Source organism: Paracraurococcus lichenis (assembly GCF_030657435.1).
Lineage (GTDB): Bacteria > Pseudomonadota > Alphaproteobacteria > Acetobacterales > Acetobacteraceae > Paracraurococcus > Paracraurococcus lichenis.
The window spans coordinates 214,033-224,618 of sequence record NZ_JAUTWS010000008.1; the positions used below are offsets into that span (position 1 = coordinate 214,033).

The window sequence follows — 10,586 nt, forward strand, 5'->3', positions numbered from 1 at the left end:
TCCCCGGACCCCTGATCTATTTTGTGGGTAATTCGGTACCGCGCGGCGAGTGCCGACTCACGAAAAGGAAGGGTGGGGTTCGGGGAGGGAACACTTTTCCCTCCCCGATCTTGCCCACGCTCCCGCTCAGCGCGGCGGCGGTCACTCCGCCGCCTCCTCCCGCATCGGCCGCCGGGCCAGCGCCATCCCGAGCCCGACCAGGCCGAGATGCGAGAAGGCCTGCGGAAAATTGCCGACCTGCCGGCGCGCCCTCGGGTCGTATTCCTCGGCCAGCAGCCCGACATCGTTGGCGATGCCCACCAGCCGGTCGAACACCGCCCCGGCCTCCGCCCAGCGGCCCTGCAGCACATAGACCTCCCCGAGCCAGGCGGTGCAGGCGAGGAAGGCGCCCTCTGGCTCGGGATGCAGCCCCTCGATCGCCGCGCTCGGCCGGTAGCGCAGCACCAGACCGTCCTCCGTCAGCCCCTCCTCGATCGCCCGCACCGTGCCCTGGATGCGCGGGTCCTCGGCCGGCAGGAAGCCGACCAGCGGCATGCGCAGCAGGCTGGCATCCAGTTCGTCGGACCCGTAGCTCTGGGTGAAGCAGCCGCGCCGCGCATCGAAGCCCCGGGCACAGACCTCGGCATGCACCGCGTCGCGCTCGGCGCGCCAGGCCTCGACCGGGCCGTCCAGCGCGCCCTCCTCGGCGCCGCGGACCGCGCGGTCGAAGGCGACCCAGGCCATGACCTTGGAATGCACGAAGTGCCGGCGCGGCCCGCGCACCTCCCAGATCCCCTCGTCCGGCTCGCGCCAGGTCCGCGCCAGGTGCCCCAGCATCGCCCGCGCCACCGCCCGCCCCTGGTCGTCCACCTGCAGCCCGATATGGCGCGCAGCGTGGAAGGCATCCATCACCTCGCCATAGACGTCGTGCTGCACCTGCCCGCGGGCATCGTTGCCGATGCGCACGGGCGACGCGCCCTCGTAGCCCGGCAGCCAGGGCAGGATCATCTCCGGCGTCCGCCGCTCCCCCGCGAGGCCGTAGAGCGGCTGCACCTGGGAGGCGGTGCCGGCGACGGTGCGCAGCAGCCAGCGGCGCCAGGCCTCGGCCTCCCCCAGATGCCCGGCGCCGACCAGCGCGCGGAGCGTCAGCGCCGCGTCGCGCAGCCAGCAGAGCCGGTAGTCCCAATTGCGCCCGCCGCCCAGCGCCTCGGGCAGGGAGGTGGTGGGCGCCGCGGCGATGCCGCCGGTCGGCGCATAGGTCAGCGCCTTCAAGGTCAGCAGGGAGCGGCGCAGCATCTCGGGATGCGGGCTCGCCTCCGCGACGCGGCAGCCGGCCAGCCAGTCGCGCCAGTGGTGCTCAGTCTCGGCGATGGCGGCGGCGATGTCCACCGGCGGCCCGGGCGGCAGGTGGGACTGTGTCCAGACGAGGTGGAAGGGCACGGAGTCGCCGGCCGCCACGCTGAACTCGGCGACCGTGCGGCAATCCTCGCCATGGATCGGCGCCGGCGTGCGCAGCGCCACCTGGTCGGGGCCGCAGACCGCCAGCAGCGTGCCGTCCGACGCGCGATGCACCCAGGGGACCAGCGAGCCGTAGTCGAAGCGCAGCACCAGGTCCATCGCCATGGCGACGCGGCCGCGGCGGCCCTCCACCACGCGGACGAGGTCGGCGGCGCCGTCGCGCAGCGGCATGCAGTCCACCAGCGCGACGACGCCCTCCGCCGTCTCGAACTCCGTTTCCAGCACCAGCGTGCCCGGGCGGTAGCGGCGGCGGGTGGCCAGCACCTCGCCCGCCGGCGCGATCCGCCAGCGGCCATGTTCCGGCGTGCCGAGCAGCGCGGCGAAGCAGGCGGCGCTGTCGAAGCGCGGCAGGCAGAGCCAGTCGATGGAGCCGTCCCGGCCGACCAGCGCGGCGGTGTGGCCGTCGCCGATCAGGGCGTAGTCCTCGATCCGGAGGGGCATGCGCAAGGAGATCCACGGGCAATGGCCCATGGAGGTGATGCGGCGGCGCTGCCCCTCAATCCCGCGCCGCGGTCACGTCCTGTGGTGCATCAACCCGCGCCGGCCGGGGCCGGGCGCCGGCGCGGCGGCTCGAACCGGTAGGGCGCGTCGCTCGCCACCATGGGGTCCAGCGACAGCCGGTGCTCGAGCGGCGGGAAGGCGCGGCTGCGGCACTCCATGCGGTCGCAGAGCCGGCAGGAGAGGCCGATGCCGACCATCGCCTTCTCGAGGTCGAGGCCGTCGCCATAGACCACCTCCGTCGCGCGGGAAAGGTCGCAGCCCATGGCGACGACATAGACCGGCGGCGGATCGCCCCAGCGCTGCGCGACGCCATGCACCGTGCGGGCGAAGCAGAGGAAGGTGCCGCCATCGGGCAATTGCGCGAGCTGGACGCGCAGCGTGCCCGGCGTGGCGAAGGCTTGGTGGACGATCCATTTCGGGCAGGAGCCGCCGAAGCGCGCGAAGGGAAAGCCCGCCGCCGCCAGCCGCTTGCCGACATTGCCCGCGGGATCGACGCGGAGGAAGAAGAAGGGCACGCCGCGCAGGCCCGCCTCGCCCGGGCGCTGCAGGGTGGTCAGGCGGTGGCAGGCCTGCTCGAAGGAGACGCCGAAGCGCGCCGCCAGCGCCTCCACGTCGTGCCGCAGCTCCCGCGCCGCGGCAAGGAAGGGGCCATAGGGCATCAGCAGCGCCGCCGCGGCGTAGTTCAGCAGGCCGATGCGGATGAGCTGCCCGGCCTCGGTCGAGCTCGGCTCGAAGCCCGCCATCGCCGCCTGCACCGCCTCGCCCGCCTCGAGCAGCATGAGCTGGAAGGCGAGGTGGAAACCGCGGCTCTCCCGCGGCAGCGTCTCCGAGAGGTCGAGCCGCCGCCCGACCGGGTCGTAGCGGCGGAGCGCGCCGGGCAGCGCGCCGACGGTGACGACAAGGCCATGCGTCTGCCGCAGCCGCTGCGCGACGGCGTGGTTCATCTCGGATGGCGCGGTCACGCCCATCTCCGCTGCGATCGCTTCCGCCGCGGACTCCAACTCGGCAAAATGATTGCTGCGGTCGTGGAAAAAGTCGCGCGCCTCCTCGGTCGGCAGCAGGATGCGGCGCCCCGTCGGCAGGGCGATGCCGCCGGAATCCTCCCGCGCCACGCGCCAGGCGCGATAGAGCGCGAGCATGGCGCGCGCCGCATTCGGCGCGCTGCCGGCGAGGGTGCCGATCTCCTCTTCCGGCACCTGCTCGAGCCCGAGCAGCGGGTCCGACATCACCTCGCGCAGGCCGGTCTCGATCGCCTTCTCCCGCATGCCCGAGAGCGCGGCGATGTCGACCTGCAGCGCCTCGGTCAGCTTGATCAGCAGGGTCGCGGTGACGGCGCGCTGGTCGTGCTCGATGAGGTTCAGGTAGCTCGCGGAGATGCCGAGCCGGGCGGCGAGGGCCTGCTGCGCCAGCCCCTTCTCCTGCCGCAGCCGGCGCACGGTCCGGCCGATCAGCGCACGCGCCATCTTCACTGCCTTTACGGTTTTCACAACCGCACTGTCAAAACGGCAACCCATTTGCCGCTTTTCACTCGAATAGGCGCTCAACTTCGGCGCTGCAATGTGAATTATTGACCCTGCCTGCGACGGCAGACCTGACCTACGGAGTTCAACGATGCGTCACGTTCCGACCCCCGCCCATGCGCCCGACGGCAGCTTCGGGGGTTACCGGCCGGAGCCCGGCCGCTTCGACGGCATCCGCCGCGACTATTCCCCGGCCGACGTCGCGCGCCTCGCGGGCAGCTTCCGGATCGAGCATACCCTGGCCCGCATGGGCGCCGAGCGGCTCTGGACCCTGCTGAAGACCGAGCCCTTCGTGAACACGCTCGGCGCGCTGACCGGCATGCAGGCGCTGCAGCAGGTCAAGGCCGGCCTGAAGGCTATCTACCTCTCGGGCTGGCAGGTGGCGGCGGATGCCAATACCGCCGGGACCATGTACCCGGACCAGTCGCTCTATCCCGTGGACAGCGTGCCGAACGTGGTGCGCCGCATCAACAATGCGCTGCGCCGCGCCGACCAGATCGCGACGCTCGAGCGGCTCGAGGGCAAGTCCGACGACCAGACCCACTACATGGCGCCGATCGTGGCCGATGCCGAGGCCGGCTTCGGCGGCGCGCTGAACGCCTATGAGCTGATGCGGGCGATGATCGCCGCCGGCGCCGCGGGCGTGCATTTCGAGGACCAGCTCGCGTCCGAGAAGAAGTGCGGCCATCTCGGCGGCAAGGTGCTGGTGCCGATCGCGCAGCACATCCGCACCCTGAACGCCGCCCGCCTCGCCGCCGATGTGGAGGGCGTGCCGACCGTGCTGCTCTGCCGCACGGATGCCGAATCCGCGCAGCTCCTGACCAGCGACGTCGACGAGCGCGACCGGCCCTTCATCACCGACGACCGCACGCCCGAGGGCTTCTTCCGCATCAGGCCCGGCATGGGCAAGCAATACGCCATCGCCCGCAGCCTGGCCTATGCGCCCTATGCCGACCTGCTGTGGTGGGAGACGTCGGATCCCGACCTGCAGGACGCCCGCGACTTCGCCGAAGCGGTACAGAAGCAGTTCCCCGGCAAGATGCTCGCCTACAACTGCAGCCCGTCCTTCAACTGGCAGCGGAAGATGGGCGTCGAGGCCGCGGCGAAGTTCCAGCGCGAGATCGGCGCCATGGGCTACAAGTTCCAGTTCGTTACCCTTGCCGGCTTCCACAGCCTGAACCTGTCCATGTTCAAGCTGGCCCGCGGCTACAAGGAGCGGGGCATGGGCGCCTATTCCGAGCTGCAGCAGGCGGAATTCGCCGCCGAGGCCGAGGGCTTCACCGCCGTCCGCCACCAGCGCGAGGTGGGCGTGGGCTATTTCGACGCCGTCGCCACGGTGGCCGGCGGCGGCCAGTCCAGCACCACGGCGCTGGCGACGAGCACCGAGGCGGCGCAGTTCCACGACCACGCGCACGCCTGACGACACGCGGCGCCGCGCCGGAGGACCGGCACGGCGCCGACGGAGCCCGACACCTTCTCCACCGTCCGCAACACAGAGGAACCGTCCCATGAGCAACGACGACTATGATGACGGCCTGGTGCACTCCCATGGCTGGGCGACCGAGCCGGCTGCGCCGGCGGTCGGCCCGATGACGCGCGGCGCCGAGATCGCCGCGGCCATGTCGGCGCATCCGGAGGAGGAGGGCTACGACGACGGCCTGGTGCATGCGCATGGCTGGGCCTGCGCCGAGCGCAGCCTGCTCGCGCACCAGCGCTGAGGACGGGCCGCGGCGGCACGTAAGGGAGCTCTCGCATGAGATCGGGAATTCGCCTGCTGCCGCCGCGGCGGCATCGCCATGGCCATGGCCGCGAGGCCGGCGGCCTGCTGCGCGCGCTGCTGGCCGGCATGCGGCCGGGGCCGGTCCTCGGCGGCGCCCCGCCGGCCGCGGCCCGCGCGCCGGAGCCCGTCCGCGTGGCGGCCGGTCCGGCCGAGGCCACGGCGCCGGAGGCCTGGTCGCGCTTCCAGTCCAGCCTCGCCGCCGGCGGCTGAGCGCCGGCGCGGATCGCTGGGAGGCGTGAAGTTATAGCGCCTTCGGCCTCAGACCATGCCGGCGGTGACGTTCACCGCGGCGGCCAGGATGACGACGTTGAAGAGGAAGGCGACCAGCGCATGCACCAGCGTGAGCTGGCGGATCAGCCGGTTGCTGACGGCGACGTCCGAGGTCTGGAAGGTCATGCCGATGGTGAAGGCGAAGTAGAGGAAGTCGCCGAACTCCGGCCTCTCCTCCCCCGGGAAGTCCAGCCCGCCGCCCGCCTGCCAGTACTCGTGCGCGTAGCGCACTGCGAAGAGCAGGTGGACGAAGGTCCAGGACAGCAGGATGGAGAGGAAGGCGAGCCCCACCTCCGCCGGCGCCATCTGTCCGGACCGGGAGGAGAGGAACCATCCCACCGCCGCCAGCGCGGCGATGGCGGCGACCAGGCAGGCGGCCAGGATCGCTCCCTCGCCCTCATCCAGTTGCGCGGCGCGGCGGCGAAGCTCCTCCGGCGTCGCCCGGTGCATGCTGGCGAGCATCGGCCCGGAATAGCCGAGGACCAGCACGCACCAGCCGATCAGCATGGCGGTCGGGCCCGGCAGGGTCAGCAGCCGCAGCACGCCGACCGTGAGCGCGCCCAGCGCCCCGGCCGCCAGCAGCACCGGCCGGTGGCGAAGGCCGAGCGGGAGCTGCATCAGGCCGCGGCCAGGGCCTGGGCGAAGACGGCCGGGTCCACATTGCCGCCGCTGATCACCACGCCGAGGGTACAGCCCTTCGTCGGCAGCTTCCCCGCCAGCAGCGCCGCCAGGGCCACCGCGCCGCCCGGCTCTGCCACGATCTTCAGGTGGTCGAAGGCGAAGCGCATGGCGCGCAGCACCTCCGCCCGCGTCACCACCAAGCCGCCCGCGAGGCGCGGATGGTTGAGCGCGAAGGTGATGGCGCCCGGCTGCCGCGAGAGCAGCGCATCGCAGAAGCTCTCGCCCGTGCCGTCGGCCGGAATGCGGCGCCCGGCCTCCAGGCTGCGGCGGGTATCGTCCCAGCCCTCCGGCTCCACCGCCCAGACCTCGGCACCCGGCGCCAGCGCCTCGGCCGCCAGCGCACAGCCGGCGATCAGCCCACCGCCGCCGGTGCAGACCAGCAGGTGGTCGAGCGCGAGGCCGGCGGCCCTGGCATCCTCGATCAGTTCCAGCGCCACCGTGCCCTGGCCGGCGATGACATGCGGGTGGTCGAAGGGCGGGATGAGGGTGGCGCCGCGCTGCCCGGCGAGGTCCGCGGCCAGCGCGTCGCGGTCGACGCCGTGCCGGTCGAAGGGGTGGATCTCGGCGCCCCAGCGGCGCGTGCTCTCCACCTTGATCGCCGGCGCGTCGGCGGGCATGGCGATCAGCGCCGGCATGCCCAGCATGGCGGCGGCGCAGGCGATGGCCTGGCCATGGTTGCCGGAGGAATGGGTGACGACGCCCGCCCGCCGCGCCGCGGGGTCCAGCAGCAGCGCGGCATTGGTCGCGCCGCGCAGCTTGAAGCTGCCGGTCTTCTGCAGCGGCTCCGGCTTCACCAGGACGGTGCCGCCGGTGATCTCGTCCAGCAGCCGGTGGCGCAGCATGGGCGTGCGCACCACCTTGCCGCGCAGGCGTGCGGCGGCGGCCTCGACATCGCTGAAGGTGACGCTGTCGCTCATGGATGCCTCCTCCCGAATCCCGGCCTGACGCGCGGCGCCGCGGCCGGCATCGGCCGCAGGTGCCCCATTTGCCCGGGCCGCGCCAGAGGCAGCGCGTCGCGTGCGGATCGTCGGCGCCGCGGCGAGGCCGGGCGGTGGCCGATCGAGGAGGGCGCGGGCGGCCGCGGTCGGGATCGACGCGCCGGGGCCGCCGTCATCACGGAGCCAGAGAGCGGCCGAGCGGCCAGTCGCGTGGCGGTCGGCGCTCGCCTCGGCCTCCGGCGACGCGACCCGACGCCGAGGCGCGCGATAGGCCGTGGCGGCCATGCCCGCGCCGATGACGATGGCCTCGACGGGATGGATCTCCATGCCGGCATGGTCCACCTGGCGGGGCCTGGCGGGCAAGCGCGCCTCGGGTCGCCCCCGCCCCATCGGATCCCATGCACCCTGGCCCACCTCGCCAGCGCGGGAAGGGATAACCCATGCAGCCCTCCCCCGCGGCACGGGGGAGGGCAGGGGGCCGGGGCCTTACCGCGCCGGGTCGCGCGGCGGCGTCGTGCCGGCGGCGCGGCGCCGCTCGTCCTCGATCTCCACCTCCGTGCGCCGCACGGTGTCGGAGACCGTCTGGGTCCGCTCGGAGGCGTCCTTGCGGATCACCACCTCCTCCCGCACCCGCGCCTGCTTGTCGATGACGGCCTCCTCGGCGGATTCCGTCGCCTCGATCACGCGGTCCTGGAAGGTCGCGGCCTCGCCGGCGCCGAGCGGGCGGTCCACCGGGCGGCGCTGCACCTGCACATGCTCCTCGCGCAGGCGCACCTGCTCCTCGACCGGCGTCTCCACGACGTAGCTGCGGACGCGCACGCGGCCGAGCGTGACGTCGCGCTTGCCGACGCGCAGCCGCTCCTCGACGATCGGGATCGCCTCGTCGCGGCCGGTCGTGCCGGCAGCGCGGGTATCGGCCGGCCGGCTGCCGCTGGCCTGGCTGCCGGCGAGAGGGGCGCCGCTCGCACGGAGATCGGGCGGCTGGCCGCCCCCGGCCGGGGCCGCAGGCTGCGCGCGGCTGGTCTGCGGGGTCGGGCTGCCGGCATAGGCGGCCGCGGTGCCGGTGCCGCCCGCCATCCCCGTGGTCGGGGCGGCCTGGCCGCCGCCCTGGCCCCCACCTTGACCAAGGATCCGCGGCAGGTCTGTCATGCCGGTCGCGGTGCCGCTCGGCGCGCCCATGCCGGTCGCCTTGCCCATTGCCATGCTGCCCGCCGCGCCCGGCGTGGCGGCGGCCATGCCGCTGCCTTGCGTCCCGGCCGCGGTCGGGGCGGACCGGCCCATGCCGCCGCCCGGCATCGCGCCCGTGCCCGGGCCGCCCATGCCCGAACCGCTATCGGTCCTGAGCCCCTCGCGGCCCGCCTGCAGCGCCTCGCCCGGCCGCGTCACGCCGCCGGAGAGGCCCTGCGCCGCCGTGCCGGTGCCATGCCCGGCCGGGCTGGTCGCGCCCTGCCGCGAGGGCAGCGGCTGCTCGCCCGCCGCCGCGCTGCCGGCCGCCGGACCGGCGCCGCTGCCGGGCCCGTGCAGCCCCTCATGGCTCGCCCGCTCTGCATCCGCCCCCGAGCCGCGCAGCGCCGAGGTGCTGGCGCCCGCGCTGGCCGCGGCCAGGGCCGCGGGCCCGGCCGGCCGCACCGGCGGGGAGCTGGCGATGCCGGCATTCACCGGCTTCGTGATATCCTCGTCGGTCGCGCGCGCCCCGACATAGCTGGTGCCGGCATAGGTCGAGCCGGTGCCGGAGCCCTGCGAGCCCGGCGCGGTCGCCGCCGTGCTGCCGATGGCGCCGCCGCCGCCGGTCCAGCCGGCGGTCGCGGCATCCGGGTTCGCCGCGGGCATGGAGTTGGGCGTCGCGCTGCTGCCGGCCGAGCGGCTGCCGACCAGGCCCTGGCCGGCATCGGCGCGGCCGGTCGGCGCCGCGCGCCCGCCGCTGCCATCCGCGCCGGTGCCCTGGTCGCCGACGAAGCCGCCGCCGCCACCGGTCCAGCCGCCCTGGCGCCACTCCGTCTGCCGCGCGTCGAGGTCCACGGCGCCGTTGCTCTCGAAGGCATCGGCCACCGCGTCCAGCTTGTCCTCCGGCGCGCGGACCGAGACGAGGATGCCGCCGCGGCGCATGCCCTCGGCATAGGTGATGCTGTCCTCGTCGGGCAGGCCGAGGTCGCGCAGCGCGGCGACGAAGCCGTGATGCGATTCGTCGCGCCGGTCGAAGGTGCCGGCGGTCGCGTTCTCATTGCCCGCGGCATGGACCTGGATGAGGTTCCGGTCGATGTCGTGGTGCTGGACCATGTATTCCACGGCGCGCTCGGCGTCGGGGCGGCTGTCGAACAGCCCGGTGATGGTGCGCATGCGATGGGCCTCCTGTCCGTTGTTGGCCAGCGGGGGTGCATCTGGAGGCAGCCGCTCGATCGAGGCCTGCTGCCGGCGGAGCGTGACCGGCACCGCCTCGTGCCGCTCCTCGGTGCGGAGCCGGAGGCGGATCTCCTCGCGCAGCACGAGGCGCCGCTCGACGACCAGCACCTCCTCGACGACCGGGATGACGAGGCTGTCCGCCTCCTCCCGGATCGGCGGGACCGCGTCGACCGGCCGGTCGACCGCCACGCGCTCGATCTCCACCCTGCGGTGGCGCAGCACCTCCTCGACCATCCGTGTCTCGCTGCCCGTCGTCACGGCGACGCGCACCCGGCCGGTCGGCCGGTCGCGCTTCAGGACGCGCAGATGTTCCTCGAGCAGCGGGATGACGGTCTCGGCCGGGTCCCCCTCCATATGCACCGTTCCCCTGGCGTGACCCCGCCCCAACGGCGCGGCTGGCGCGGATGTTCCGACCGGCACCGCATCGTCGGTTGGAACCCCCGTTGTCAGCGCGGCGGCGTCGCGCCATGGTGCGCGCCAGGGCCGGAACGGGCTCGCAAGGACGTCCGGCGGGAGAACCCCGCCCCAGGGAGGTTTCAAGGATGGCAGGCAATGGGTTCACCCGGCGCGGCATGCTTCGCTCGGGTGCCGGCGTGGTGGCGGCGGGCACGCTCTCGGCCCCGATGGTGCATGCGCAGGGCACGGGTGGCAGCCTGCGCTTCGCCTTCTGGGACCACTGGGTGCCCGGCGGCAACGACGCGCTGAAGAAGCTCTGTGGCGACTGGGGCGAGAAGAACCGCGTCAACGTCGCGCTCGACTTCATCAACACGACAGGCAACCAGCTCCAGCTCACCGCCGCGGCGCAGTTCCAGTCCGAGAACGGGCATGACGGCATCTCGCTGACGCCCTGGGACGTCGGCGCCTATGCCGACCGGCTCGAGCCGGTGGACGACGTCATCCAGCGCCTCGAGGCCAAGTACGGCCAGATCAACCCGGTCGCGAAGTTCCTCGCGGTGCATCAGGGCAAGTGGCGCGGCGTTCCCGCGACCTCCGGCACCC

8 protein-coding genes and 1 pseudogene are annotated in these 10,586 nt (G+C 73.7%); 4 read left to right on the plus strand and 5 right to left on the minus strand.

The window, feature by feature from the left end; genetic code table 11:
• Positions 1–141 precede the first annotated feature (141 nt).
• Positions 142–1,968 carry a glycoside hydrolase family 15 protein gene (locus Q7A36_RS10980; protein ID WP_305103726.1) on the minus strand — a complete coding sequence of 609 codons (1,827 nt, stop codon included), beginning with the start codon at positions 1,966–1,968 and terminating at the stop codon, positions 142–144.
• A 59-nt stretch (positions 1,969–2,027) separates the two neighbouring features.
• The gene (locus Q7A36_RS10985) at positions 2,028–3,461 is read right to left on the minus strand and encodes a helix-turn-helix domain-containing protein (protein WP_305103727.1); all 1,434 of its coding nucleotides are present in this window, start codon (positions 3,459–3,461) and stop codon (positions 2,028–2,030) included.
• Between the two features lie 148 nt (positions 3,462–3,609).
• On the opposite strand from Q7A36_RS10985, the gene aceA reads away from it, so the two are divergent.
• The 3 genes from aceA to Q7A36_RS11000 all read left to right on the plus strand — a co-directional run bounded on the left by aceA (position 3,610) and on the right by Q7A36_RS11000 (position 5,508).
• Positions 3,610–4,938, plus strand: coding sequence for an isocitrate lyase (aceA, locus tag Q7A36_RS10990; protein ID WP_305103728.1), 1,329 nt, complete (start codon positions 3,610–3,612; stop codon positions 4,936–4,938).
• An 88-nt stretch (positions 4,939–5,026) separates the two neighbouring features.
• Entirely contained in the window at positions 5,027–5,236 is a 210-nt protein-coding gene (locus tag Q7A36_RS10995; RefSeq protein WP_305103729.1) for a hypothetical protein, read from the plus strand.
• Positions 5,237–5,271: 35 nt separating this feature from the next.
• Positions 5,272–5,508, plus strand: coding sequence for a hypothetical protein (locus Q7A36_RS11000; protein WP_305103730.1), 237 nt, complete (start codon positions 5,272–5,274; stop codon positions 5,506–5,508).
• Between the two features lie 48 nt (positions 5,509–5,556).
• Here Q7A36_RS11000 and Q7A36_RS11005 read toward each other — a convergent pair whose 3' ends face one another.
• The 3 genes from Q7A36_RS11005 to Q7A36_RS11015 all read right to left on the minus strand — a co-directional run bounded on the left by Q7A36_RS11005 (position 5,557) and on the right by Q7A36_RS11015 (position 9,941).
• Entirely contained in the window at positions 5,557–6,186 is a 630-nt protein-coding gene (locus Q7A36_RS11005) for a DUF1345 domain-containing protein (protein ID WP_305103731.1), read from the minus strand.
• Positions 6,186–7,550 carry a threonine ammonia-lyase gene (locus tag Q7A36_RS11010; protein WP_456306788.1) on the minus strand — a complete coding sequence of 455 codons (1,365 nt, stop codon included), beginning with the start codon at positions 7,548–7,550 and terminating at the stop codon, positions 6,186–6,188. Before Q7A36_RS11010 ends, Q7A36_RS11005 begins: the two co-directional genes overlap by 1 nt.
• Before the next feature lie 123 nt (positions 7,551–7,673).
• The gene (locus tag Q7A36_RS11015; RefSeq protein WP_305103732.1) at positions 7,674–9,941 is read right to left on the minus strand and encodes a YsnF/AvaK domain-containing protein; all 2,268 of its coding nucleotides are present in this window, start codon (positions 9,939–9,941) and stop codon (positions 7,674–7,676) included.
• 188 nt (positions 9,942–10,129) lie between these two features.
• Between Q7A36_RS11015 and Q7A36_RS11020 the strand changes: the two are divergent.
• Positions 10,130–10,586, plus strand: a pseudogene (locus Q7A36_RS11020) (ABC transporter substrate-binding protein); the annotation flags it as partial.

Excerpts from the sequence above, each read along its gene's own strand:
- Q7A36_RS11015 (WP_305103732.1), bottom strand. The coding sequence starts at position 9,941 with ATGGAGGGGGACCCGGCCGAGACCGTCATCCCGCTGCTCGAGGAACAT.
- Q7A36_RS10995 (WP_305103729.1), top strand. The coding sequence starts at position 5,027 with ATGAGCAACGACGACTATGATGACGGCCTGGTGCACTCCCATGGCTGG.
- Q7A36_RS11000 (WP_305103730.1), top strand. The coding sequence starts at position 5,272 with ATGAGATCGGGAATTCGCCTGCTGCCGCCGCGGCGGCATCGCCATGGC.
- Q7A36_RS10980 (WP_305103726.1), bottom strand. The coding sequence starts at position 1,968 with ATGGGCCATTGCCCGTGGATCTCCTTGCGCATGCCCCTCCGGATCGAG.
- Q7A36_RS11005 (WP_305103731.1), bottom strand. The coding sequence starts at position 6,186 with ATGCAGCTCCCGCTCGGCCTTCGCCACCGGCCGGTGCTGCTGGCGGCC.
- Q7A36_RS10985 (WP_305103727.1), bottom strand. The coding sequence starts at position 3,461 with ATGGCGCGTGCGCTGATCGGCCGGACCGTGCGCCGGCTGCGGCAGGAG.
- aceA (WP_305103728.1), top strand. The coding sequence starts at position 3,610 with ATGCGTCACGTTCCGACCCCCGCCCATGCGCCCGACGGCAGCTTCGGG.